This window comes from Psychroserpens citreus (assembly GCF_055686305.1).
The window spans coordinates 2,820,366-2,846,346 of record NZ_CM145999.1 but is presented as its reverse complement, the minus strand read 5'-3'; the positions used below and the strand labels follow the sequence as shown (position 1 = coordinate 2,846,346).

The 25,981-nt window shown below is 33.0% G+C and carries 19 protein-coding genes and 2 tRNA genes; 11 read left to right on the top strand and 10 right to left on the bottom strand.

All coding sequences use genetic code 11. The annotated features are described in order from the left end of the window. Positions 1 to 83 precede the first annotated feature (83 nt). Genes ACTU6T_RS12770 through ribB form a run of 4 tightly spaced genes read left to right on the top strand, consistent with a single transcriptional unit; the run spans position 84 to position 6,758 of the window. The gene (locus tag ACTU6T_RS12770) at positions 84 to 2,486 is read left to right on the top strand and encodes a DNA translocase FtsK 4TM domain-containing protein (RefSeq protein WP_460218581.1); all 2,403 of its coding nucleotides are present in this window, start codon (positions 84 to 86) and stop codon (positions 2,484 to 2,486) included. 39 nt (positions 2,487 to 2,525) lie between these two features. Then, positions 2,526 to 3,167 carry an outer membrane lipoprotein periplasmic chaperone LolA1 gene (gene lolA1 / locus ACTU6T_RS12765; RefSeq protein WP_460218580.1) on the top strand — a complete coding sequence of 214 codons (642 nt, stop codon included), beginning with the start codon at positions 2,526 to 2,528 and terminating at the stop codon, positions 3,165 to 3,167. Positions 3,168 to 3,184: 17 nt separating this feature from the next. Continuing rightward, positions 3,185 to 5,563 (top strand): LptF/LptG family permease, encoded by a 2,379-nt coding sequence (locus tag ACTU6T_RS12760; protein WP_460218579.1) that lies wholly within the window; start codon positions 3,185 to 3,187, stop codon positions 5,561 to 5,563. Between the two features lie 40 nt (positions 5,564 to 5,603). Next, on the top strand, positions 5,604 to 6,758 hold the full coding sequence (ribB, locus tag ACTU6T_RS12755) for a 3,4-dihydroxy-2-butanone-4-phosphate synthase (protein WP_460218578.1): 1,155 nt from the start codon (positions 5,604 to 5,606) through the stop codon (positions 6,756 to 6,758). Here ribB and ACTU6T_RS12750 read toward each other — a convergent pair. From ACTU6T_RS12750 to ACTU6T_RS12735, 4 genes are all read right to left on the bottom strand, one after another. Next, positions 6,755 to 8,311, bottom strand: coding sequence for a family 16 glycosylhydrolase (locus ACTU6T_RS12750; RefSeq protein ID WP_460218577.1), 1,557 nt, complete (start codon positions 8,309 to 8,311; stop codon positions 6,755 to 6,757). The genes ribB and ACTU6T_RS12750 overlap by 4 nt on opposite strands. Before the next feature lie 97 nt (positions 8,312 to 8,408). Continuing rightward, a complete protein-coding gene (locus ACTU6T_RS12745; RefSeq protein WP_460218576.1) occupies positions 8,409 to 9,602 on the bottom strand; it encodes a DegT/DnrJ/EryC1/StrS family aminotransferase in 1,194 nt (397 codons plus the stop codon). Positions 9,603 to 9,609: 7 nt separating this feature from the next. Continuing rightward, a complete protein-coding gene (locus ACTU6T_RS12740) occupies positions 9,610 to 10,029 on the bottom strand; it encodes a hypothetical protein (protein ID WP_460218575.1) in 420 nt (139 codons plus the stop codon). Between the two features lie 83 nt (positions 10,030 to 10,112). After that, on the bottom strand, positions 10,113 to 10,742 hold the full coding sequence (locus tag ACTU6T_RS12735) for an NAD(P)H-dependent oxidoreductase (protein ID WP_460218574.1): 630 nt from the start codon (positions 10,740 to 10,742) through the stop codon (positions 10,113 to 10,115). A gap of 177 nt (positions 10,743 to 10,919) precedes the next feature. Here ACTU6T_RS12735 and ACTU6T_RS12730 point away from each other — a divergent pair. Continuing rightward, a tRNA-Ser gene (locus ACTU6T_RS12730) sits at positions 10,920 to 11,004 on the top strand. Between the two features lie 174 nt (positions 11,005 to 11,178). Beyond that, positions 11,179 to 14,943, top strand: a complete 3,765-nt coding sequence (locus tag ACTU6T_RS12725; protein ID WP_460218573.1) for a WD40 domain-containing protein — start codon at positions 11,179 to 11,181, stop codon at positions 14,941 to 14,943. 3 nt (positions 14,944 to 14,946) lie between these two features. Here ACTU6T_RS12725 and ACTU6T_RS12720 read toward each other — a convergent pair whose 3' ends face one another. Next, positions 14,947 to 15,804, bottom strand: a complete 858-nt coding sequence (locus ACTU6T_RS12720; RefSeq protein WP_460218572.1) for a universal stress protein — start codon at positions 15,802 to 15,804, stop codon at positions 14,947 to 14,949. Between the two features lie 185 nt (positions 15,805 to 15,989). Between ACTU6T_RS12720 and ACTU6T_RS12715 the strand changes: the two genes are divergently transcribed. The 4 genes from ACTU6T_RS12715 to ACTU6T_RS12700 all read left to right on the top strand — a co-directional run bounded on the left by ACTU6T_RS12715 (position 15,990) and on the right by ACTU6T_RS12700 (position 19,880). Beyond that, positions 15,990 to 16,775 carry a DUF3108 domain-containing protein gene (locus ACTU6T_RS12715; protein WP_460218571.1) on the top strand — a complete coding sequence of 262 codons (786 nt, stop codon included), beginning with the start codon at positions 15,990 to 15,992 and terminating at the stop codon, positions 16,773 to 16,775. Between the two features lie 6 nt (positions 16,776 to 16,781). Then, positions 16,782 to 17,111: an FUSC family protein gene (locus tag ACTU6T_RS12710; protein WP_460218570.1), complete on the top strand. Its 330-nt coding sequence runs from the start codon at positions 16,782 to 16,784 to the stop codon at positions 17,109 to 17,111. Positions 17,112 to 17,195: 84 nt separating this feature from the next. After that, positions 17,196 to 18,233, top strand: a complete 1,038-nt coding sequence (locus ACTU6T_RS12705) for a M28 family metallopeptidase (protein ID WP_460218569.1) — start codon at positions 17,196 to 17,198, stop codon at positions 18,231 to 18,233. A 93-nt stretch (positions 18,234 to 18,326) separates the two neighbouring features. Continuing rightward, on the top strand, positions 18,327 to 19,880 hold the full coding sequence (locus tag ACTU6T_RS12700; RefSeq protein ID WP_460218568.1) for a M28 family peptidase: 1,554 nt from the start codon (positions 18,327 to 18,329) through the stop codon (positions 19,878 to 19,880). A 279-nt stretch (positions 19,881 to 20,159) separates the two neighbouring features. Here ACTU6T_RS12700 and ACTU6T_RS12695 read toward each other — a convergent pair. Together ACTU6T_RS12695 and bshB1 are read right to left on the bottom strand one after the other, a co-directional pair. After that, a tRNA-His gene (locus tag ACTU6T_RS12695) sits at positions 20,160 to 20,235 on the bottom strand. A gap of 66 nt (positions 20,236 to 20,301) precedes the next feature. Then, on the bottom strand, positions 20,302 to 21,018 hold the full coding sequence (bshB1, locus tag ACTU6T_RS12690; RefSeq protein ID WP_460218567.1) for a bacillithiol biosynthesis deacetylase BshB1: 717 nt from the start codon (positions 21,016 to 21,018) through the stop codon (positions 20,302 to 20,304). A gap of 316 nt (positions 21,019 to 21,334) precedes the next feature. On the opposite strand from bshB1, the gene pckA reads away from it, so the two are divergent. Continuing rightward, the gene (pckA, locus tag ACTU6T_RS12685) at positions 21,335 to 22,966 is read left to right on the top strand and encodes a phosphoenolpyruvate carboxykinase (ATP) (RefSeq protein WP_460218566.1); all 1,632 of its coding nucleotides are present in this window, start codon (positions 21,335 to 21,337) and stop codon (positions 22,964 to 22,966) included. A 67-nt stretch (positions 22,967 to 23,033) separates the two neighbouring features. Here the strand turns inward: pckA and rlmF are convergent, their stop codons facing one another. From rlmF to ACTU6T_RS12670, 3 genes are all read right to left on the bottom strand, one after another. After that, on the bottom strand, positions 23,034 to 23,918 hold the full coding sequence (rlmF, locus tag ACTU6T_RS12680) for a 23S rRNA (adenine(1618)-N(6))-methyltransferase RlmF (RefSeq protein ID WP_460218565.1): 885 nt from the start codon (positions 23,916 to 23,918) through the stop codon (positions 23,034 to 23,036). Beyond that, entirely contained in the window at positions 23,911 to 25,077 is a 1,167-nt protein-coding gene (locus ACTU6T_RS12675) for a trans-sulfuration enzyme family protein (RefSeq protein ID WP_460218564.1), read from the bottom strand. Before ACTU6T_RS12675 ends, rlmF begins: the two co-directional genes overlap by 8 nt. Before the next feature lie 65 nt (positions 25,078 to 25,142). Next, positions 25,143 to 25,958, bottom strand: coding sequence for a T9SS type A sorting domain-containing protein (locus ACTU6T_RS12670; RefSeq protein ID WP_460218563.1), 816 nt, complete (start codon positions 25,956 to 25,958; stop codon positions 25,143 to 25,145). Positions 25,959 to 25,981 lie beyond the last annotated feature (23 nt).

Here is a 25,981-nt window from a genome sequence, read left to right as displayed (position 1 = left end):
TTTAAATATGTAAGCATAAAATACTTTTACGTTAGGATAACCGTTAGTAATTTGTATTTTTGTTTTATACTAATAACCCTTTAATGGCGAAGAAAAAAACCAAAACTAAAAGCAAAGCTAAAACAACGCCTAAATTTAAAAAACCAAGTTTTAAATTATCAAGTCAGCAAAAACTGATATTCGGTAGCTTATTAATCATTCTTGGTGTTTTAATGTTTATTGCTTTTCTATCATTTTTCTTCACAGGTAAAACTGATCAAAGTGCACTATCAGAGATTGCCTCTCGAGAGGTAAAAACAGACAATTGGCTCAACAAATTAGGAGCTTGGGTAAGCGACCTATTTATAAGCAAAGGTTTTGGAATTGCTTCGTTTATTTTTTCTGGATTGGTATTTTTATCGGGAATCTATATCACATTAGACATCAATAAAGCGCGATTGCGTCGTCATTGGATTTGGGGCACACTTATCGCTATATGGCTATCAGTGTTTTTTGGCTTCTTCTCACACAAATATGATATTCTTGGGGGCACTATAGGTTTTGAAATGAATACATTTTTTCAAGATTATATCGGCAAAATTGGCACTGCTCTATTGCTACTCTTTGTTCTTATAACCTATCTAGCCATTCGTTTTGGTGTTAATGGTGAAACATTTGTAAAACTCTTCAAGCGTGCAAAAAATGACATCAAAAATGATATCAATACCTCAGAAGATAATCAAACCTTTACAGTAGATAATGATTTAACAGCTGAGGCCGAAGATATTAAATCTGCTTTTGAGCTTACCATAGATGACACTAAACCTAAAGAAACCGAACCTGTTTCTAAACCTGAAATAGAGAAAACATTAAAGCCAGAATTTAAAGTTGAGCCAAAACCGGAACCAATAAAAGAAGCCGAATTAGATATTCAAATTGAAACTGTAGAAGAAGAAATCTCAGAAACCAACAACTTATCTGATAAACTTGTGGAAGACTTTGGGCAATTTGATCCAACTTTGGAATTGAGCAAATTTCAATTTCCACCTTTAGATTTATTAAAAAAATACGATACAGAGGGTATTACAATTAATCAGGAAGAACTTGAGGAAAACAAAAACCGAATTGTAGAAACACTAAATAACTACAAAATTGGTATCTCAAGTATTAAAGCAACGATTGGCCCTACGGTAACATTATATGAAATTGTCCCAGAAGCGGGTGTTCGTATTTCAAAAATTAAAAATCTTGAAGATGACATTGCCTTATCATTGTCTGCACTTGGTATAAGAATTATTGCGCCTATTCCTGGAAAAGGAACTATTGGTATAGAAGTTCCAAATAAAAATTCCACTATAGTTTCTATGCGATCTGTAATTGCATCTCAAAAATTTCAGAAGTCTGAAATGGAATTACCTATCGCATTTGGAAAAACGATTAGTAATGAAACTTTTGTTGTTGATTTAGCTCGAATGCCACATATGCTTATGGCTGGAGCTACAGGTCAAGGTAAATCGGTAGGATTAAACGCTGTTTTGACCTCTTTACTTTATAAAAAGCATCCTGCTGAAGTAAAGTTTGTATTGGTAGACCCAAAGAAAGTAGAATTAACCTTATTCAATAAAATAGAACGCCATTATCTTGCTAAACTTCCCGATAGTGAAGATGCCATTATCACAGATAACACCAAAGTGATTAATACCTTAAATTCACTTTGTATTGAAATGGATAACCGATACGAGATGCTTAAAAATGCAATGTGTCGTAACATTAAGGAGTATAATACAAAATTTAAAGCCCGTAAGTTAAATCCAAATGACGGTCATCAATTTTTACCTTATATCGTTTTGGTAGTTGACGAATTTGCCGATTTAATTATGACGGCAGGAAAAGAAGTAGAAACCCCTATTGCGCGTTTAGCCCAATTAGCACGTGCCATTGGCATTCATTTAATTATTGCAACGCAACGTCCTTCGGTAAATGTAATTACTGGTATTATTAAAGCTAATTTCCCTGCGCGAATTGCATTTAGAGTAACATCAAAGATTGATTCTAGAACTATTTTAGATGGTTCAGGAGCAGATCAATTAATTGGTCGTGGTGATATGTTATATACTTCTGGAAATGACATTACGCGTATTCAATGTGCTTTTGTGGATACACCAGAAGTTGAAAGAATTACCGAATTTATTGGTGGTCAAAAAGCATATCCAGATGCTCATTTATTACCAGAATATGTTGGCGAAGAAAGTGGCACAAGTCTTGATAATAATATTGCAGATAGAGATAAATTGTTTAGAGAAGCTGCAGAAATTATTGTAACTGCACAACAAGGTTCAGCTTCTTTATTACAACGAAAACTGAAGTTGGGTTACAATAGAGCTGGACGATTAATAGACCAGCTTGAAGCTGCCGGAATTGTTGGTGGTTTTGAAGGTAGTAAAGCACGACAAGTGTTGGTTCCAGATTTAGTTGCTCTCGATGAATTATTAGCAAACGAAATTTAAACATTTAAAGTTTCCGCGAAAGCATTAAAAGACACAGACATGAAACAAATAATTGTAGTATTAGCATTTTTAATTACAGGTGTTGGGTTTTCACAAGACTCAAAAAAAGCAGAAGTATTGTTAAATGAGGTTTATGATAAAGTAAGTGCTTATGATAATATTTCTATTGATTTCAAATACGTATTAGAAAACACAAGTGAAAATATCAATCAAGAAACTCGTGGCGATGTTGTCATGCAAGGCGAAAAATATGTACTTAATATATTAGGGGTTACGCGATTATTTGACGGAAATAAACTATATACAATAAGCCCTGAAGATGAAGAGGTAACAATTTCTTCTGATAATTCTGAGGATGAAAACACCATTACTCCAAGCAAGATGATGTCATTTTATAAAGACGGATATTCCTATGCAATGGATATCATACAGGATGTAAAAGGTAGAAAAATTCAATTTGTAAAATTAAATCCTATTGATACAAATTCTGAAATCAAACAAGTTCTATTAGGGATTGATGCAAAAACGAAGCATATCTATAGGCTTATAGAGATTGGAAAAAACGGAACAAAAACCATACTAACTGTTAATTCTTTTAAAACCAACGAACCTATTTCAAAAACCTTATTTACTTTTGACAAAAATAAGTACAAAGATTATTATATCAATAATCTGGACTAGGTGAACCAATCCCATATATGAAAATATTAGATAGGTATATATTAACGACCTACCTAAAAACATTTTTGAGCGTGTTTGTGATACTCATGTTCATTTTTGTTTTACAGGCTATCTGGCTATACATTGGTGATTTAGCAGGAAAAGACTTAGACACCTTTATTATTGTAAAACTTTTACTTTACATTACGCCTACACTTATCCCTTTAATTTTACCGCTCACAATTTTATTGGTATCCATTATGGTTTTTGGACAGTTTGCCGAAAACTACGAATTTGCAGCTATGAAATCTACTGGAATTTCATTGCAACGTGCTATGCGAAGTTTGAGCGTATTTATAGTGTTATTAGGTATCACAACTTTTATTTTCTCTAATAATGTCATTCCTTGGGCAAATTACAAAGTCTATAATCTAAGAAAGAATATTGCTCAAGTAAAACCAGCTCTGGCAATTGCTAAAGGACAGTTTAATGAAATTGGCACCTATAATATCAAGGTGCAAGATAAAAGTGGTGAAAACGGTCAGTTTTTAACCAATGTGGTTATTCATAAAAAAGCGGCCAATGGCACTTCTAAAAACAGGACTGTTATCATTTCTGAAAGTGGCGAGCTAAAGAGTAATGAAAACTCAAATATTCTACAGCTGGTTTTATATAAGGGTAACTACTACGAAGAAATTTTCACAAAAAAACAAAGTCAGACCAAGAAAAAACCTCATGCAAAAAGTTATTTTGAAGAATATACTATTAATGTAGATTTAGAAGGGCTTAACGACGTTGATATTAATGATGAAAGTTATGATAATCGCTACAACATGTTAAATGTAAGCGAATTAAACTATACTATTGATAGTTTATATAATCGTAAAAATGAATCCTACAAAAATTTCTCAAATACACTTTACAACAGAACATCTATCGCTAATTTAAACGATAATATTTCACCTCAACAAGATTCAATTTTTGATAGCAGCCAAGATGTTTTAGATTTATTTAAAACGCAAACCAAAGTCAATCTTCTTAATCTGGCTAAAAACACAATAACAAGTACCAAACAAATTATTACAACTAACAAAAAGAGCTTCTTAGTTAGCACTAAATGGCGAAATAAACACGTTCAATCTTTGCATGAAAAATATGTCTTAGGACTTGCATGTATTATCTTGTTCTTTGTTGGTGCACCTCTTGGAGCCTTAATTAGAAAAGGGGGAATTGGATTACCTTTAGTTGTAGCTATACTCCTATTCTTAACCTATCACTTTATTGGGATTTTTGCAAAAAATAGTTCTTTAGACGACTCATTAAATCCAGTAGTTGCTTCATGGTTATCAACTGCAATTATGTTGCCGTTAGGTGTGTATCTAACCAGAAGAGCAACAAGAGACAGACCTTTATTTGAATCTGAAGGCTTATTACAACCGTTAAAAAATCTCTTTGGTATACAAAGTAAGACGCTTACCTACAACACCAATGTTCTAGCCACTGATTCTGAAGCCTACAGTACACTCAATAGTTATGATGACAAAAAATTAATTGATGTTGTAAAACACTATCGCCAATATGATTATGGCATTGAATACAGAAATTCATCTTTGGCTATTTTGGATTCCAGAGGGATTACTGAACAAGAATTAAAATTTGGAGGTAATCTCACCGACCATGATTATGAAGAGTCGCTAAGATTAAAGTATTCATACGAAGAAAATTCGAAACTAGCTTTTGTTCTGTATATTCTTACTGTTGTTTTAATAATTCCAGGTGCTATTCTCAAAAACAATGGGTTACCTTCACTAGGGCAAGCATTATTTGTTTCTGGAATTATTGTCGGTGTATTCTATATTTTTGCTCTCATAAAATCTTTCTTAGATTATACAAACCTATACAAACTTATAGGAAAGAATAGCTTTTCAAATTCATTGTTATATATTTTATTAGGACTACCATTAAATGCATTTTCTTATTTTTTCATCGTAAAACAAATCAATAAAGATTTGAAAATTTCGGATAAAAATAGAGCTAATGTTGATGCAGATACGCCTATAAAAACTAAAATCACAAATCTTGAGGGCTTTACTAACACATTAAATGATTATAAAGCGTATTCAAAATTTGCGTTGATTTTCTTCTGTGTTGGTGTCGTTCTGTTTGTACTCAATTTTGTGTTAAAAAACAATAATGTACCAGCAGCAACTTCGGCATCATTAGAACTTTCAATAATTTCTGGGTTTATATTTTTAATCTATGCTATACTAGCAAGTCTTAGCTTTAATAAGCTTTATAATTATAATGTTGAGAACTCAAATTCAAAACATATGTTATGGACAATTTTAAGTTTTGTATTGTATCCTTTAATACACATTCTAAGGCGAAATAAAATCACTGAAGACTTTTCAGCATAGAAAAAATTAGCCATATCTTTGCATTTATAAATTGAAAACAATGACTAGTAACACTGCTCAACGTACTACAAACATACAATTAGATACTATTGAAGACGCCATTCAAGATATAAGAGACGGAAAAGTAATCATTGTTGTAGATGATGAGAATAGGGAAAATGAAGGTGATTTTCTAGCCGCCTCTAGTAAAATTACACCAGAGACGATCAACTTTATGGCTACTCATGGACGTGGACTTATCTGCGCGCCACTTACAGAGAGCAGATGCAAGGAGTTGGACTTACACATGATGGTGAACAATAACACTGACCCTATGGAAACGGCTTTCACGGTTTCAGTTGATTTAAGAGGAAATGGCGTCACTACTGGAATTTCTGCAAGTGACAGATCAAAAACTGTTAAAGCACTCATCGACCCTGACATTAAGCCTTTTGAATTGGCTCGTCCTGGCCATATATTTCCATTAGTAGCTAAAGATGGTGGTGTGCTAAGACGAACTGGTCATACTGAAGCTGCTATTGATTTTGCAAGACTCGCTGGCTTAGAACCTGCTGGTGTTATTGTAGAAATCATGAATGAAGATGGTACAATGGCTAGACTGCCGCAACTTGTAGACGTTGCCAAAAAGTTTGATTTAAAAATTGTATCAATTGAGGATCTTGTTGCTTATCGTATGGAACATGATTCCTTAATAGAAAAGAAAGAAGATTTTGATATTGAAACGCGTTTTGGTCAATTTAGATTACGTGCTTATCAACAAACAACAAATAACCAGATTCACATTGCATTAACCAAAGGATCATGGTCAAAAGATGAGCATGTACTCACTCGTGTTAATGCTACTTTAGTAAATAATGACATCCTTGGCACACTAACCAATAATGCCGATGAAAAGTTGGATGACATGTTTAAAGTGATTAATACAGAAGGTAAAGGCGCGATTGTATTTATCAACCAACAATCGCAATCAATGAACCTTCTAAAACGTTTAAATATGTTAAAGGATAATCAGATTAAAGGTAAAGTTGCTAAGGCACCAAGAATTGAAATGGACTCAAAAGACTTCGGTATTGGTGCTCAAATCCTACATGATTTGAACATTCACAAATTAAAACTCATTTCTAATAGTCTGCAAACAAAGCGTGTTGGAATGATAGGTTATGGCTTAGAGATTGTAGAATACGTAAACTATTAATTAACAACTATCTTTTTTGAGGCCACTTGTCCTTCAGAATAAATCTTTAGAACATATAATCCAGATTCCAAATCAGTAACAATCAATTGATTAGCATTAGCACTATAGTGTTGTATTAATTTACCTAGAACATTATATAGTTCAATTCTATCAATAGGCTTAGTACTTTCTATTTGAATTCTATCTGAAGTAGGATTTGGAAAAACACTAAAGGCATTATCTAAAGTCTTATCTACACTCAAACTATTTTGATACACTCTTACATAATCAATCACCATACTACTTTGGTTAAAATTGGGATCTATGGTTCCTGAGATTCCTCCCATTGCAATATTTAAGAGCAAATATTGATCTTCGTCAAATGGCCAAGTGCTAGAATTTTTATTGGCAGGATTATAAGTGTAAAAACCAACACCATCAATTAAAAATGTAATTTGATTTGGAGACCAATTTACAGAATACACATGAAAATTATTGGCTACATCTGTTAAGAGTTGAGTCGCTGTATTTACTGTATTTCCAGAACTAGAAGGTGTATGTATAGCTGTACTAACTTCATTTGTTGCATGCAATCCATGCTCCATTATATCTATTTCCCCACAAGCTGGCCAAGACGTAGTCCCATATTGATTATCCCAAAAAGCACCATCTTCGTTTATATTTTTTCCAAGTGTCCAAATGGCTGGCCAAGTGCCTTCTCCAAAAGGCAATTTAGCTCTCACATCTACTCTACCATAGGTAAACGCAAATTTAGAATTGAGTCGTGCTGATGTATATTGCTTTGTTTCTCCTTGATCTGTATAATTTTCTTTAATTGCTACAATATTTAGAAATCCATTATCAACAAATGAATTTTCGATACGATTAGTATAATGCTGTTCTTCTCCATTAAACCAACTCCCACCCGCTGGTAGTTGGGTTTGATGGAACCAATTATTACTATCTATAGCACCTGAATTATCAAACTCATCTGCCCAAACCAAATCTGTATAAATCACATCCAATTCATTAGGATCTACAGGTTCAGTTCCATCATCAATATCATCAATTAGATAAGTCCCAGAAGTAAATTCTCCTTCATCAATAAAAATAGTTAATCTGCTATAAGCACCAGAAGCATCTACAGGAGAACCATCTGAACTGTATTGTGCCATAGAAAAATCGAAAGTTACAGTCACCCAATTTGAAGGAGAAGGCACGCTAAATGTTTCTTTAACTTGAACATCTGGGTTTACACCATTTTCAAGTTTCATTAGAATATTGTGTTGATTAGGATCAAATGAATAAAAAGATAACGTAATGGTTTGCTGCTCATCTAAGTCTATAGGTTGAATCAAATCTAGATAAAAGCCTTGTGAAGCTTGAGAGCCGTCATTAAAAAATTGTCCTACAGCATCACTCCCATCTTGTGGATTTGAATTGAATGAAAACCCACTATTACCAAATGGAAGAAAATTATCATTAGTATCCTCAAAACCAATTGGCATTTGTTGCGCAAAAACAATTTGAATAAGACAGATAAATACTAAAAGAAATAATTGGAACCGATTCATAGATTATTTTTTTACAATCTTATGAATAGTAAAGTCTAGGCTAAAATTAATAACCCATACAAAAACACAACAAAACCGTTAAATAAGGGAATCTATACTAAATTGATGCTTTAATAGCTTCTACCATTTTCATAGCTCGTTCTTTCACTTCTTTTTCTGTCCATGATAGTTTTATCAAACACGAAATATTACGACCAATATAATGGTCAGATTGCTCAAAGTTTTTTGTTTGAAGATAATTTAAGCCTTCTTTGACTTCTTGAGATATTGGATACAGTGATTTTAAATCTTTAAGATGTTGCCACTCTCTAATATAATGCCAACTATTATCATAATAATGCCAACATGCATCAATACCAATTGCCTTAAACGTTTTAATCGTTTTTCTGGTAGTATCTAAATCAGGTAAAAAGAAACTTAAAAATGAATAACTTTCTTCACCACCAACTGGAACTGTTCTAAATGTCACTTCAGGTATTTGAGATAAAGCATCTCTTATAATGGTATAGTTTTTCTTTTGAATAGCAACAAATTCATCTAATCGCTTTAATTGTGCTAAACCAACAGCTGCATGCAATTCTGAAATTCTAAAATTATAACCTAAGAACGGATGAGATTCTGCACCTCTATCGTTACCAATATGATCATGTCCATGATCTGAATAATGATCTGCATGTCTATAATACGCTTCATTATTAGTTAATACAGCGCCTCCTTCTCCAGCGGTAATTATTTTCACAAAGTCTAAGGATAAACAACCTAAATCACCAATACTTCCAAGAGGTTTTCCATTATAAGTTGCGCCTGTAGCTTGTGAAGAATCTTCGATAAGAACTAAATTATGTGCTTTACAAATTGATGTTAAAGCATCAAGATTTGCCATACTTCCGCACATATGCACAGGCATAACCGCTTTAGTTTTAGGTGAAATTGCTTCTTTTACTTTTTCAGGATCAAGTGTTAATGTATCATCAATATCAACTAATACAGGAATAGCCCCAAGCATCATAATAGCTTCAAAACTAGCAACAAATGTAAATGTTGGCATAATCACCTCATCACCAGAGCCTATACCTGCTGAAGCTAAAGCAACCGACACTGCAGCCGTACCACTAGATACTAATTGTGCGTGCTTTACTTGTAATTGCTGTTCTAATTGGTATTCTAATGACTTAGCTTTCCAATGGCCTTTGCGCATACCATCAAAGCCATAACGCATTAATACTCCATTGTCTAAAACGTCATTAACTTCTTTGCGTTCTAGGTTACCAAATAATTCAAATCCAGGCATATGCTAATTAGAAATTATCATTCCACAAGGCTAAAAACTTCTCGATGTTTTCTGAAGAAAAATCAACAACAAGAGGATCAAACATAGGTTTCCCCTTCTGGTTTATTAGCGAAATTCCAGGTGCATTATTGTGTTTGGTATAATGTATTCCTAAACGTGCATTTGTAGAATTTTTATCTGATACATCTAATTTCAGCAAAATACATTTTGAAGCGAACTTTTTAAAAGTATCAGATTTAAAAAAATCTGTATTTAAATTTTCATATGCTTCAGACTTTTCATTATTAGTTACAAATACTAATATGGGTTTATTTTGTGTTTTAGACAGATTTAATGCTGTTGTATTATCTGTAATCCAATTGGATTGCTCTTGAGCAGATACTTGAAGGGCAAAGATCAAGGCTAAAATTAAAAGAAATCTTTTCATTGCAATAGTTATAATACGATTGGTATCGTAATTAAAGGTGAAACAAATATAGGTAATTCAAAAGCACATCAAAAGCTTTTTAATTACATTTCTATAACAGATTCATTAAGATTTTTCCTAACTTTTTTAAAGTCAGCAAACATATCATCATCTGCTCGATATCCTACTGGAAGCAATAACACCGACTTTAAATGCCTCTCTTTCAAGTTTAGGATGTCATCATAAGCTTCTGGAATAAAACCTTCCATCGGACAAGAATCAATACCTTCAATCGCACAAACTGTCATTAAGTTTCCTAAAGCGATATAAGCCTGTTTAGTAGACCATTCTATACGTTCTTCTATGCTTTTGGACGACATCATTTCTTTTAAATCGCTTCGATAAGGTTCTAAAATAGTCTCTGGAGTTTTCCTAATCGCTTTCACATTATCAAAATAATCATCAACATCATGAGTTTCAATATTATCTTGTATACATAAGACTAATAAGTGTGAGGCTTCTGCCACCTGTTTTTGATGAAACGAATGCTCAATAAGTTTAGTCCTTAAGGATTTATCCTCAATCACTATCATACTAATGGTTTGCAAACCGAAAGAAGTGGCTGTAAGATTAAAAGCATGTTTTAGTATCTCTAGTTTACCTTCTGATAGTAATTTACTGGAGTCAAATTTTTTTGTGGCATAACGCCATTTTAATTTATCTATAGTGTTCATTATGGTTCAATATTTCGGCAAAAATAAGGCTTGAAAAATCATCTTGCGTTATTTGTTTTATAAATTAATTCTATAGTCCTATTTAAAAGCATAAAAAAAACAGTTTTTTATTTGAAAGAATTAAAAAAGGGTTCTATATTTGCACTCGCGTTTGGGGAATACCCGATGAGACACACTGGAGAAATGGCAGAGTGGTCGAATGCGGCAGTCTTGAAAACTGTTGAGGGTCACACCTCCGGGGGTTCGAATCCCTCTTTCTCCGCAAAAAAACCTATAACGAAAGTTATGGGTTTTTTGTTTTTATAGTTTGCAGAAACTTTACCATTCTATTTCTAAAACACACCTCATATTTATCTTTTAATTATTGGTGTTAGGTTTATTATTTTTTAAATTGAAAAGCAAAAGCTGTTTTTTTTAATTTAAAATTCGGACCAAAATGTTTACTAAAAAATTAAATATTATTAGTTTATTTATTACTATAGTATTTTGGACAACAAATATTTGGTCTCAAAAAGTTGAATTAGGTATTCCTTTAGGTCATAGTGATAATGTAAGTTCATTATGTTATTCTCCATGTGGTAATTTTTTATTATCAGCTTCATATGATGGTGATGCAAAATTATGGGATCTAGCTTCAGGAAAACTAATTCACACACTCGAAGATCACACTTCTTTACTTTATACGGCAAGTTTTTCTCCTGATGGAAACCAAATAATAACAGCATCCGCTGATGGAACAGCAAAATTATGGGAGACAGATTCTGGTAATTTAATTCATACTATCCAAGATGACAAAAGTTCCATTATAGAAGCTATTTTTTCTCCTGACGGGAAACTAGTTTTAACTTCTTCATTTAAAGGAAAAATTAGTTTATGGGATTCAAAAAGCGGTAAACATCAACATTCTTTTGGAGGAAAAGAAAATAAGGTTTATGATTATTTTTTTACTCAAGACAGTAAAAGTATTTCACTAAAACTAAGTAACGAACTATTGCTTTGGAACATTGAAACACGCAGCCTCATTTATTCAAAACCCATTCCTAAATGGTCTTTACAAAATTATGTTTTATCAAATGATGATAAGCTTATTGCTGGCATTCATAAAAACGGATTAATATTTATAATGGAATTAGCAAGCGGAAAGATTATAAAAACACTCAACGGTCATAATGAATCTAATGGTTTGGTGAACTTTTCATATGATAGTAAGTCATTGATAATATCATATAATGATGGAACCGTTGAGATTTGGAATATAGCTAAAGGCAAATTAATTAAAACAGTTAAACTTGCCACGTCAAATGTATTATCTGTAAAACTCACATACAAGGATAAATACATTCTTACGCGTTCAAGATATAATGGTGAAGTAAAATTATGGAATTTACTTACAGGAAAAATGATTAAGTCATTTGGAAATTCTAAAAACCAGGTGGTAGAAACATCATTTAACCTAAACAAAACTAATCTTATTTTAGCATATAAAAATAATGAAATTAAGTTTTGGGAAATTGAACAAAAGAATTTTTTACCTACTATAAGAAACAGTACATATCCTATTAAATCCGTGGCATTTTCAAATGATTCTAAGCGATTGCTTTTAAGTTCTTTTGATAATTCATCAAAATTATTAAATCTAAATACAGGGAAGTTGATTCATGTATTTAAAAATCATAAGGATCATGTCAATTCATCAGTTTTTTCACCAGATTATGAAAAAATATTAACAGCTTCAAAAGATGGGACTGCTAAGCTTTGGAATGCAAAATCAGGAAATCTAATTCATACATTTTCAGGTCACAAAGACCAAATTAATTCCGCTATATTTTCACCCAATGGCGAAAAAATATTGACAGCATCAAAAGATGGAATGGCTAAAGTATGGGATATAAATTCTGGAACATTAGATTATTCTATAATTACAGGTGATTATGATGTAAATCTAGCCATTTTCTCTTCAAATGGGGAGCAAGTGGTAACTTGCTCTAAACAGGTAAGACTTTGGAGTGCCATTACAGGAAAATTACTTGATTCCCTTGGCGGAGGTCCCGAAGTATTACACGCTAAATATCTGCTAGATGGAAGTCAATTAATAACAGCTACTAACTTTGGTGAGGTAAATATATGGAATAATAAGAAACAAAAATTAACTATTAAAGCTCATACAGCATATATTCGCTCTATAGAATTTTCAACAAATGAAGAGCAATTTTTGACTTCTTCGCCTTTTGATAATAAAGTAAAAATATGGGATTTGTCTACTGGCAACTTAATAAAAGAAATACAAGATGTACAAAGCGGTATTGTTTTGGCTACCTATTCGAGTAATAGTAATGAAATATTAACAACCACAAAAAAGGGGGATATAAAATCGTGGAATATTTCAACTGGTAACCTAATTAATACTATGGGTAATAAGTCAAATTACATTAATTCAATTAGCATATCTCCTAACAAAGCATTTATTATAACAGCATCTGATGATGGCAGCATTACTGTTTTGAATGCCAGTACAAATAAATACATTATGAAGCAATTCTTTTTCGACGGAAATCCCAACAAATGGGTACACTTACATCCAAGCGGACTCTTTGATGCCTCGCCTGAAGCCATGAAACTAATGTACTGGACAAAAGGTCTTGATATTATAGAATTTGAGCAAATAAAAGAGTTTTATTGGGAACCTGGCTTATGGGAAAAGGTCATGAACAATTTACCCTTAAAAGAAGTACCAGATATTCAAGATTTAAAACTACCTCCAGAAGTTGTATTAGGTGACATAAAAAATAACACTCTGCCTATTCATATAAAAAAACTGGATGGAGGCTATGGAAATCTTTCAGTTTTTGTCAATGACGTTAAGGTTGATCAATTGCAAAATCAAATTGATAAAACTAAGGAGAATCAAACCGTGTATTATAAGTTCGATCCCAATACAGATTTTTCAAAAGGTAAAAATACCATTCAAGTTATCGCTGAATCTGATGACGGATTAGTAAAAAGCAGAGGTGCAATTGGCGAATATATCAATAACAAAAAAGACCCAGAAATCAATTTTTATGGAATATTTGTTGGGGTTGAAGATTACCCTGTCAATAGTATGGATTTAAGCTTTCCTGTTAAAGATGTAAAGGCGTTATCAAGTATTGTAAGTAAAGGTGCCAACAATTTGTATTCAGAAAAAACTCATATTTACAAATATGTATCTAACCATTCAAGTTCAGATTCGGTACCGACAAAAAAAAATATCAAGAAAGCATTTCAAACCATACAATCTAAAGCTAAAGTAGATGATATCATTTTTGTATATTTAAGTGGTCATGGAGCTACCTTTCATAAAGCTAACAATAGTGAGTTTTTATTCTTACCAGAAAACGCAACATCTATTAATCTAGAAAAATATCAAAACGATTTTATAAGGGCACAACAAACTATTTCTGGAAATGAAATCAACGATTGGTTATATAAAATCAAAGCCAATAAAAGGGTCATGATTTTAGATGCTTGTGGTTCTGGTATATATACTAATAATCAAAAGAAAAGCATTATTGATCCAAGTCGTGAAAAGGTATTAAAGGAAATGGTAGAAGTATCTGGTTTATCCATACTAGTTAGTAGCGCAGCAGATAAAGCAAGTTATGAAAGTAGTTCCTATGGACAAGGCTTATTAACTTATGCTATTCTGGAGGGTATTAAACAACAAACACAAGATAACAAGGTACGCTCCTACCCTATTATGCAACACGCCCAAGAGCGTGTTCCTGAACTTGCAAAAGGGATTTCTGCGATACAAAAACCTGAATTATATGGAGATGCATCTATAACTTTTGGGATTTTAAATGCTTCGGAAAAAGATGCTATCATATTACCTAGTCCAAAAAAAATAATGGTATTACCTCGACTGAGCAATTCTAAACTAAAATATAACGAAGATGATTTAGGGTTAACAGAAATACTCAGTCAACGCCTAATATCATATTCAGATGAAAAAGGTGTTGCCATAAAATATATCCCTCAATTAAGCTATTCTGGTGCATATAGAATAAATGGAACCTATCAAGTAGAAAATGACTTTTTCATTCTTGATTTAATAATCATACATGAAAAGGAAAAAGTTACAGCAACTCAGTTAAAAGCATCTACCCCAAGGGAACTAATAGAATTAATAATTGATTGGGTTGGTCAAAGTTTAAATAAATGAAAACTACTTCAAATAAAAATCTCCAGTATTTTCCATAACCAATAAAGGCACTTTTAAATCAAAAGTAAAGCTTTCAACAGGATGTCTAGTAAACAAGCGTTCTAAAAAAGAATGTTTTCTACTCATCATGGCTAACATATCTATTGCATTAGTTTCGATATACCTACTAATTGTTTTAAATAATTTTCCCTCATCCAATTCAACAAACGAATGATTTAAGTTTGCGAAGCAACTATCTAAAAACGCACGATTATTTTCTTGAAACTCGGTAAGATGTTCGGCTTCCTTAACATGAATCACATGCATAGTATAATCATATTTTTCAGCCATATGGATTAATGGCATTAGGTCTTCAATACGATATTCAGTATAATAATTAGATGGAAAAGCCACATCCTTAATATTTGAATACACATAATGTTGTGGTATTGCCAACACAGGACAACTACAACGCTGAATAACACGTATGGTATTAGATCCAAAAATTCGCTTATCAAATTTAGAATCACCACGAGTTCCCATAACAATCAAATCGATGCCTTCTTTCTCAATAATTTGATGTATCGCATCAATAAAATTGTCAAAATCAACCTTGGCATTAAACTGGTGTAATGAGTTTCCATGAGTTGCTTCTAAGTCTTTAATTAAACTAGCTAAACGCTCTTTAGCAGAACTAATTAACGAGTTAAATATGGTCTCCGAAGGCGGTGTTAGCATCAAATCATCTGTCACAAATGACGCCACTTTTTGAACATTCAATACAAAAAATTCGCAAGGCTCATACTGAAAATAAGCTAAAGCATAATGAATAGCATTTATAGAATTTTCAGAAAAATCGGTAGGTAACAATATCTTTTTCATTTTAAAAAGAATTAAGGTTATACACTAATTTACAATGCATTCATAAAAAAAACCATGACATTTATCAGTTAAAATATGGGGTATCATCATGAGAAAACCATAATAAAAAATTAGCTAGATATCTTAAAGGATTGTATTTTCGGCACAATAAATGCTAATAGATACGTTATTAAACCAAACTAGAAATGATGAGATTATTACTAACTCTTGCTTTTGTTTTACTTACTTCGATTGCTGCTTTCGCTCAAAACACCACAATTGCAGCTGGAGAAAAATTAACCTTTAGTGCGTCGTATAATATGTCTGGGTTACTTAACGAATTAGCTCAAGTGACTATGGAGACTAGCGAAGTAAAAACATCTAAGTCTACCTTACTTAAATTAAAATGTACAGCAGCCACTTATAGCAAATGGGATAGTTTTTTTAAAATTCGTGATTTATATGAAAGTTATGTAAATCCGAAAACTTTGACTCCTTATTTGTATAATAGAGATATTGATGAAGGTGGATATAAGAAATTTATGAAATATAAATTCAATCATAAAAGTAGAAATGTATCAAGCACAAAACGTAAAACGAGAAGTGACGGAACTGTTTGGGAAGAAAAAAAATCTGTAAAAATTGGCGCTTCTACTCGAGACTTAGTAACCACTTTATATCATATTAGAAATTTAGACATTCATAAAGCTAATATTGGTGATAGCCAGAATTTTAAAGTTATATTCGACAATAACGAATCTGTGATTAACGTAAAATACTTAAGTAAAGAGACCTTAACTACCGCTTTAGGTAGTAAAGAATGCTACAAACTTGCAATCAAAATATACAATAGCAATGTTCTTAAAGGTAATAATGCTAATGTAATTTGGCTTACAGCAGACGCCAATAAAGTTCCGGTATACGCGAAATTTAAAATTGCTGTGGGTAGTGGTGAATTAAAACTCAAATCTGCAACAGGCTTAAAACACTAAATTATTATGAAAAAATTATTCGTTATTTTTGGATTTATCACTTCAATTCTTGCTTTAATTTTAGCGGTTACGCCACTGTCAAAGATTGCTTATATACCAGCCATTGCTGCATTAATATTTGGTATCATAGCATTGTATGTTTCCAAAGGCAATCAAACTTCTAAAAAATCAATCCAACTTATATTTTTAATGACCATTATTGCATTAGCTCTTACAACCTATAAAGCGGTATTTGACAAAGCTGAAGTTGGAAACACAGAAGAACTTCAACAAAAAGAACAACAAATAGAAGAGGATTCATTAAATGAACTCAACGATTTAGAAATTGATGAGTAAAAAATTAAATCAGGTAATACGTTTCGGTATTACCTTTTTTTTTGTTTTATTTGAATCAAAATCAGACACTTATTTAATCCGAGAATGAAAGTTCAGCTTATTGCGTTATCCCTTACTTTAGTTGGCTCCTGTTCAACACCAAGACATACCGAAAAAATTGAGCAATTAAAAGAGAGTATCGCATACGAAGATACGCAAACCATTGAAAAATATCTCAATACTATAACAGCCGAAGAACTTAAAGATCATGTATATACGTTTTCTTCAGATGATTTCAAAGGAAGAAAAGCAGGAGAAATAGGACATCATAAAGCCTCCAAATTTTTAAAGGATTATTACATTAACCAAGAAATAAAATCTCCACTAGGATCAAAATATTACCAACACATCCCTGAGTCCTATTTTTCAGATGGCATAAAAGATTCACAAAATGTTATTGCCTATGTGAAAGGGAGTGTCTATCCTGATGAAGTTATTATCATCTCTGCACATTCAGACCATGAAGGGTATACAGACACCGAAATTTATAACGGTGCAGATGATAATGGTTCAGGCACAGCAGCTGTTTTAGAAATGGCTCAAGCCTTTAATAAAGCTGCCGAACAAGGTAACAGACCCAAACGAAGTGTTGTGTTTATACATTTTACAGGAGAAGAAGTTGGGCTTAATGGCTCTCGATATTACACGCAATATCCTGTATTCTCAATGACTAATACTGTGGCCAATCTCAATATCGATATGATTGGTCGTGTAGACGAATCACACATTGACGATGAAAATTATGTATATATCATTGGTGCCGATCGTCTAAGTACTGAATTACATTATATATCTGAGGAAGCTAACAATCAGTTTGCAAATCTTAATTTAGATTATAGACTTAATAGTGATAGTGATCCGAATAGATATTACTATAGATCAGATCATTATAATTTTGCTCAAAAAGGCGTTCCAGTTATTTTCTATTTTAATGGAGAACACGAAGACTATCATGAACCAACAGATACGCCAGATAAAATTAATTATCCTCTTTTAGAAAAACGTACCAAGCTAATTTTTGCAACAGCATGGTATCTTGCCAATTCTGAAAATCGCATCGTTGTAGATAAAGAGGCCCTCTAAGACGTTAAATTTTGCTTAAGACTTACCTAAACTAACAGTTGATAGTTAGATTTTTTGTAATATCGTGCAGCAAAATTTTATAACACTAAAACCATGAATACTCCTTTAAAGCTAATAGCTATTACTCTTGTGTTAGGGAGCTGTGCAAAATCTCCTGAAACATCGATTGATCCTACAACATATGGCACTACAATTACTGCCAATGAATTAAAAGAAATGCTTTATACTTATGCATCTGACGAATTTGAAGGTCGTGAAACAGGAGAACCTGGGCAAGACAAAGCAGTTAACTACTTAAAAGAGCAATACCAACAAATGGGAATCGCTTCTCCCATTTCTGAAAATGACTATTTCCAAGAAGTACCATTAGAACGCCAACAAGTACCCGATGTGCAAATGACACTAAATGGTAATGAGGTCAAAATGTTTGATGATTTCTTATCTGTAGGGAGTGTAGATACTAAAAATTATGCTGTAGATCAAATCGTTTATGCTGGATACGGTATCCACGCGTCTAACTACTCAGATTATAAAGATATAGATGTTAAAGATAAGATTGTTCTGGTAAAAGCTGGTGAACCTAAAAATGAAGACGGAACTTATGTAACTACAGGAGATACATTAGATACAAAATGGAGTAAAGGACGGGCAGCGCGATCTTCAAAAAAAGTTGCTGCTCAAGATCTTGGTGCTAAAGGCATTTTCATTATGGATAATGCGGCTTATGATTTTTACAACAATTATTATTCGCGACTTAAAAAATCTAATAGTCCAGGACGCATGTCTCTAATTAGCAATGAGCCAAACATGCTTTATTTTTTAGTAAACGAGTCTTTAGCAAAATCACTTGTTAGTGATATCGATACTAATGATACTCCAAAAACAGTAGATGCAAAAATTGAAATATCAGTACAAAAAATAGCAGAAAACTTAGAGTCAGAAAATGTCGTTGCGCATATTAAAGGCACAGAAAAACCTGACGAATATTTAGTGATTTCTTCACATCTAGATCATATTGGTAAAACTGATGACGGACAAATAAATAACGGTGCAGATGATGATGGATCAGGTACTGTAGCCTTATTAGAAATTGCCGAAGCGTTCAAAACAGCTGTCAAAGATGGTCATGGTCCAAAACGTTCTATTTTATTTTTACATGTTACTGGTGAAGAAAAAGGCCTACTAGGCTCAAGACACTATACCGATAATGACCCAATTATCCCCTTAAAAAATACAGTAACTAATTTAAACATCGACATGATTGGTCGTGTAGATCCTAAACGTGAAGGAGATAGAAACTATGTTTATCTTATTGGAAGCGACCGTTTAAGTACTGAATTACATAACCTCTCAGAAGAAATGAATTCAAAGTATATGAACATCGATTTAGATTATACCTATAATGCAGAAAGTGATCCAAATCGCTATTATAATAGAAGTGACCACTACAACTTTGCTAAGAATAACATTCCAATTATTTTTTATTTTAACGGAACGCATGATGACTATCACAAACCATCAGATACTCCAGATAAAATAGAATACGATTTATTAGAAAATCGAGCACGCTTGGTATTTTATACCGCTTGGGAAGTTGCAAATCGTGACAAACGTCCAGTTGTAGACAAAGCAGAAACAAAGCCCTAGCACAATACTTTGGACGTTACCCTAAAGGGTCGCGCTCTTCGCTGTATCTTTTTGAAAACAAAAAGGATGCCGCTACTATCGCTAACGCAAAAAAGCGCTATTCTTCATAAATAGCGCTTTTTTATTAAATCTCATATGCAAAAAAAGTCCTCAACGTTAATTGAAGGCTTTTGTTTTGGGTATAAGACCGAGTTTACTTCGACTCCGTTCTGCATAAACCTCTAACCCAACAATAATTTAAAACTAAAAAAGCTTCCCATTTCTGAGAAGCTTATTTTTGGGTGGAAGACCGGGTTCGAACCGGCGACTTTCGGTACCACAAACCGACGCTCTAACCAGCTGAGCTACAACCACCATTTAAATTGGACTGCAAATGTAAATTATTTCGCAGTTACTACAAAGACTTTTTTTTAAAAAATTATCACTTCAAATCAAACAAGCTATCTACAGCAGGATATCGTTCTACTGTAAAACCTTCTGCATATTCTGTACCTATTAAACGACCTAAGTCTCTAGCCCTATAATTAATACTGTCAATAAAGTTTTTACTTGATATAGGTGTTTGTGGCTCTTTACTATTAGGATCATAAAACTGAGTTTTATACGCCAAAACAGCATCTGTTTTTGTTTGGATATAACCAGTAACATCAACTACAACCTCAGGTTCAATATGTTTCCATTGAATGTAGTGATATACATATTTAGGACGCCATTGCTTTTGAGCGCCTCCATCTAATTCTGTTTCAATTTTTATGAGTCCACTCAAAAAACATGCATCACTCACCAATTGACTCCCTTTTCCATGATCAATATGTCTATCGTCAATGGCATTACATAACACAATTTCTGGTTGATATTTACGTATGAGTTTAATAATCTCCAACTGATGCGATTTATTATTCTCAAAAAAACCATCAGCAAATGCAAGATTTTCACGTACGGTAACACCCAATATTTTTGCAGCATCACTAGCTTCCTGATCTCTAATTTCAGCTGTACCTCTAGTTCCTAGTTCGCCTCGAGTAAGATCTACGATGCCCACTTTACGACCTTTAGCCACTTCTTTGGCTACAGTTGCTCCACAACCTAATTCAACATCATCTGGATGCGCACCAAATGCAAGTATATCTAATTTCATCTCTTTTTTGTTTTCAGAATTACAATCTGATTGCTTTTATCAAAAAAACTGATTCAACTATCAAATTGTCATCTAAGATAAGTCAATATTCATTTAAAAAACAAAGCTAGTACTTATAAGTCAATACATCTCACTCGTTTTCGCAAAAATTTTATGCAATAAATAAAGGTAAATACCAATAATTCTGCAAAAGTGAATGGGCTATTGTTTCTATGATATTTGTCATATGAATTAGAGACAGTAACTCATAAATTTATAATAGAGATAAATTTTAAATCTATGTGATTTATCGTTAACCTTTTAAATTATAAATATTATGACACATCAAACAATAACTCCAAAAAATTCTGATTTGGGCATTTACAACCTCAAAAATGTAACTGCTCATTGGAATCTTTCTCCAGAAGAACTTCAACGTATTACTGTTGAAAAAGGCATGGGTAAAGAAACAAACAACGGCACTTTAGCTATTAACACTGGTAAGTTTACTGGTCGTTCTCCTCAAGATCGCTTTTTAGTAAAAGATGAGTATACTAAAGATAAAGTATGGTGGGGAAAAACTAATAAACCAATTTCTCCAGAACATTTTGATTATTTACAATCTGAAATAGAACAATACCTCAGTGGCAAAGAAATCTATGTTAGAGATGGTTATGTTTGTGCAGATCCTGAATATAAAATGAATGTAAGAACAGTTACAGAATATCCATGGTCTAATATGTTTATCTATAATATGTTTTTAAGACCAAATGTTGAGGAATTAAAATACTTCAAAGAAGATTGGTTGGTACTTTGTGCTCCAGGTTATGAAGCCAAAGACCCAAAATCTTGCGGCTTACGTCAAGGAAATTTTTCGATTCTAAATTTTACAAAAAAAATAGCACTTGTAGGTGGTTCGGCTTATACTGGAGAAATGAAAAAAGGCATATTCTCTGCCCTCAACTTTATATTACCAGTTGAAAAAGATGTACTACCAATGCATTGTTCAGCAAATGTAGGCAAAGAAGGAGATACTGCAATTTTCTTTGGATTATCTGGCACAGGAAAAACAACCTTATCTGCTGATCCTAACCGAAAACTTATTGGAGATGATGAACACGGCTGGACAGCTGAAAATTCTATCTTTAATTTTGAAGGGGGTTGCTATGCAAAAGTTATTGATCTTACCGAAGAGAAAGAACCCGATATTTATAGAGCAATTAGACCAGGTGCTATTCTTGAAAATGTCATTTTTACAGATGATGGAGATATCGATTATTTTGATAGTAGTATTACGCAAAACACACGTGTAAGCTATCCCATTTATCATATTGACAACATTCAAGAACCATCTTATGCTGTAAATCCCACGAATATATTTTTCCTAACGTGTGATGCTTTTGGTGTATTACCTCCTGTATCAAAATTAACTCCAGGTCAAGCAGCTTACCATTTTATATCTGGTTATACAGCAAAAGTTGCAGGGACAGAGGCTGGAATTACAGAGCCAGTACCTTCGTTTTCTGCATGTTTTGGTGAACCCTTTATGCCATTACATCCTACAGTATATGCCGAAATGTTAAGCAAAAAAATGCAAGATGCTGGAGTAAATGTATGGCTTTTAAACACAGGCTGGAGTGGCGGCCCTTATGGTGTAGGCTCTCGTATTAAACTGAAATATACCAGAGCAATGATTACCGCTATCCTGAAAGGTAAACTCAACAAGGTGGAATTTGATCAGCATCCTATATTTGGCTTATTTATGCCTAAAGAATGTGATGGGGTACCTACTGAATTATTAGACCCTATCAATACTTGGCTGCAAAAAGGAGCTTATGTTAGTAAATCGATTCAGCTGGCTCATTCATTCCATCTCAACTTTGAAAAATTTGCAAGTCAGGCATCTCAACAAATTATTGAAGGCGGACCATTAATTGATGAGCATCATCATTTAAATGATCACGTATAATTTTGAGGAAAAATGAGGTTGACAAACTAAAAGGCAAATAATTTCCCATTGTCAACCTCATTTTATATTACCATTTTTGTTGTTGCTTGTCAGTTAAAAAAGTCCAAGCTACAACCCTACTTATTTTGTGTCCTGTATTTAAACTTAAAACCTTAATCTTCGTAGCTCCAAGTTTTTTAAGTGATTTTTGCATTGGCTTCACTTGCTCTTTTTTTGACACTAAACTTGTATACCAAAAGCTATTGGTTTTCAAAAGTGAGCTTTGATATAAATAATTGTGCAAAAATGCCTTTTCACCTCCTTTATACCAAAGTTCTTTAGCTGTTCCACTAAAATTTCTAACCAACTTAGTAGTCTCCTTCCCTAAACCTTTCAACTTACGTTGCGTATGTGCAGCAGCTTCTGCTTCATTTTTATAAAAAGGCGGATTACACATCGTTGCTGTGACACGTTCTGAAGGGGCTAAAACTCCAGTCAAAATATGTTGTGAATCTTTTTGATAACGCAATTCAATGACTGCATTCAGTTTATTCTTATCTATTATATGTTGAGATGACTTTATTGCTTGTTTATCAATTTCCGAAGCAATAAATCGCCAGCCATATTCGGCATGACCTAATAGCGGATAAATACAAGTTGCACCTGTTCCTATATCTAAAATCGTAATATCTTGTTGCAATTTTGTGCTATACAACAACTCATTTAACAAATGGATATATGCTACTCTTCCTGGAATTGGCGGACATAAATGTTGATTTGGAAACTCCCAATACTTAACATCGTAATATAGTTTTAGTAAGGCTTTATTTAAGGTTTTAACTGCTTCAGGATTGGCAAAATCGATAGTATCATTTCCATAGGTATTCTCAAACACAAAATCTGCTAATTCAGGAGAGTTTGTCATCAAGGCATCAAAGTCGTAGCCTTTTTCATGTTTATTGTGCTTATGCAAATGATTTGATTTTAGTTGCACTGAGTGCTTGTTCTATATCTCGCTTTAAATCTTTGATATTTTCAATACCTACCGAAAAACGTATAAGTTGATTACTTATTCCAACGGCATCTCGCTGCGCTTGTGTTAATAAAGCATGTGAGGTTTCTGAAGGTAAAAGCATGGTACTTTCAACACCAGCTAAGCTCATTGATGATTTAATAAGATATAATTGCTTTTGAAATGCCATGGCATCTATTCCATCAACCAATTCAAAAGATAACATGGCTCCAAAATCATGCATTTGTGTTTTAGCTAACTTATGCTCTGGATGATCTTTCAAACCTGGATAGTAAACTTTAGCAACATCATCATGTTTATTTAAAAATTTGGCAAGCTTTCGAGCATTTTTTGTTTGCGCCTTAACACGTAATGCTAATGTCTTCATACTACGTTCTAGCATCCAAACGGTCATATCACTAAGACTTCCTCCTAAATTTTTAGAGACGTTCCAAATACGATCTATGTGCTCTTGAGAACTGGCAACAGCTCCTGCCAAAATATCACTATGGCCGCCTAAATATTTTGTTGCAGAATGCATAACTACATCAATTCCGAAATCTAGCGGATTTTGATTTATAGGACTTGCAAACGTATTGTCTATCGTAGAGATAATTCCTTTAGAAGAGGCAAGATTCGCTACGCCTTGAATATCTGTAATCGTCAATAAAGGATTAGATGGAGTCTCAATATGAATCACCTTGGTATTAGACTGAATAGCAGCTTCAAAATCTGAAACGGCATAACCATCCGTGAACGTATACTCAATGCCATATTTATGAAATTCTTCTCTAATAAAATTACTTGTACCTCCATACAAGGTATTTTGTACCACAATATGATCACCTTTTTGTAAAAAAGCTAAAAACATATGACTAATGGCCGCCATTCCGCTTCCAAAAATCATAGCGGCTTCAGCCTGCTCAAGAGCTGCAATTTTTTTTGATAAATATTCTTGATTTGGTGTATTAAAATATCTTGGATATCGCTTGATATCAACATTATCAAACTCATAAGATGTTGATAGATATATTGGAGAAATAGCTCCTTTAAACTGTTCATCCTTAATCTCACCTACATGAGTGCAAATGGTATTAATTCCTAATTTTTTATTTGACATATGTACTTATTTGTAACACTAAAATTACAAAAAAGAACGGTATCAAATTTCTACGAAAATGTTAGTTATTCAGAAATAATGAGGCGCTTAGTGAAATTACCCGTTTTGGTCTTAACACTCACTAAGTATGTCCCTTTAGATATATTAGACAGAGACAAGTTGTAACCTCCAGATAAATTAGATGCAACATTACTCCATTGCTTCACTTTTTGTCCTAAAATACTATACAAACGAATATCTTGAATATCTATAGGTTGTGAAGTTCTAATCTGAAGCTCCTTCTTAGAACTGATGTAACTAATTTCTGGGGTATTAATTTTTGAATCGGCAACAGACAATTGACTATTTGCAAAAACCATCGCACTAATATTATCGGTAAATGCAACGTAGAAACGATTAGTATAATTCCCTTCAGACATACTTACAATGTGGTTAACTTCTGAAATTGGAGTTACTGAGCTATTTAAAGCATCGTATATATACACTGTAATATCCTGTTCAAAATGTTCTAAACCTAATAAAGAAAATTCAATATCTCCAGCATCTGATAAAAACAATCCTAAAGGATATGTTTTATTAGTATCGAAAGCGCCAACACCCTGTATTACACATCGTTGATCACCAACCATCCAGCTCGAATCATTGGCATAAGTATCAGGATTTAAAGCATCATAACCATAGTCAAAACCATCGGTAGCAGCGTTGTCTGGTGTAAAACCTAATAACAAGTGCCTTGTATATCCCATAGCTGTTGTGATATCAATTCTAACACGTTGAACTTGAGTATTTGTACTTGATGAATTTGTATTGGTAAAAGCATGTACGTCATTAGTAGACATACATAGTAGTATGACAAAACAGATGTAGGTTAAGGATTTCATTACGTTAGGGCTTAAATGAAACT

Coding starts and splice junctions, on each gene's coding strand:
- ACTU6T_RS12705 (WP_460218569.1), top strand. CDS start 17,196: ATGAAAGTTCAGCTTATTGCGTTATCCCTTACTTTAGTTGGCTCCTGT.
- ACTU6T_RS12745 (WP_460218576.1), bottom strand. CDS start 9,602: ATGCCTGGATTTGAATTATTTGGTAACCTAGAACGCAAAGAAGTTAAT.
- ACTU6T_RS12720 (WP_460218572.1), bottom strand. CDS start 15,804: ATGAAAAAGATATTGTTACCTACCGATTTTTCTGAAAATTCTATAAAT.
- ribB (WP_460218578.1), top strand. CDS start 5,604: ATGACTAGTAACACTGCTCAACGTACTACAAACATACAATTAGATACT.
- ACTU6T_RS12760 (WP_460218579.1), top strand. CDS start 3,185: ATGAAAATATTAGATAGGTATATATTAACGACCTACCTAAAAACATTT.
- bshB1 (WP_460218567.1), bottom strand. CDS start 21,018: ATGAAATTAGATATACTTGCATTTGGTGCGCATCCAGATGATGTTGAA.
- ACTU6T_RS12710 (WP_460218570.1), top strand. CDS start 16,782: ATGAAAAAATTATTCGTTATTTTTGGATTTATCACTTCAATTCTTGCT.
- pckA (WP_460218566.1), top strand. CDS start 21,335: ATGACACATCAAACAATAACTCCAAAAAATTCTGATTTGGGCATTTAC.
- ACTU6T_RS12725 (WP_460218573.1), top strand. CDS start 11,179: ATGTTTACTAAAAAATTAAATATTATTAGTTTATTTATTACTATAGTA.
- ACTU6T_RS12700 (WP_460218568.1), top strand. CDS start 18,327: ATGAATACTCCTTTAAAGCTAATAGCTATTACTCTTGTGTTAGGGAGC.
- ACTU6T_RS12735 (WP_460218574.1), bottom strand. CDS start 10,742: ATGAACACTATAGATAAATTAAAATGGCGTTATGCCACAAAAAAATTT.
- ACTU6T_RS12675 (WP_460218564.1), bottom strand. CDS start 25,077: ATGTCAAATAAAAAATTAGGAATTAATACCATTTGCACTCATGTAGGT.
- lolA1 (WP_460218580.1), top strand. CDS start 2,526: ATGAAACAAATAATTGTAGTATTAGCATTTTTAATTACAGGTGTTGGG.
- ACTU6T_RS12670 (WP_460218563.1), bottom strand. CDS start 25,958: ATGAAATCCTTAACCTACATCTGTTTTGTCATACTACTATGTATGTCT.
- ACTU6T_RS12770 (WP_460218581.1), top strand. CDS start 84: ATGGCGAAGAAAAAAACCAAAACTAAAAGCAAAGCTAAAACAACGCCT.
- ACTU6T_RS12750 (WP_460218577.1), bottom strand. CDS start 8,311: ATGAATCGGTTCCAATTATTTCTTTTAGTATTTATCTGTCTTATTCAA.
- ACTU6T_RS12740 (WP_460218575.1), bottom strand. CDS start 10,029: ATGAAAAGATTTCTTTTAATTTTAGCCTTGATCTTTGCCCTTCAAGTA.
- ACTU6T_RS12715 (WP_460218571.1), top strand. CDS start 15,990: ATGATGAGATTATTACTAACTCTTGCTTTTGTTTTACTTACTTCGATT.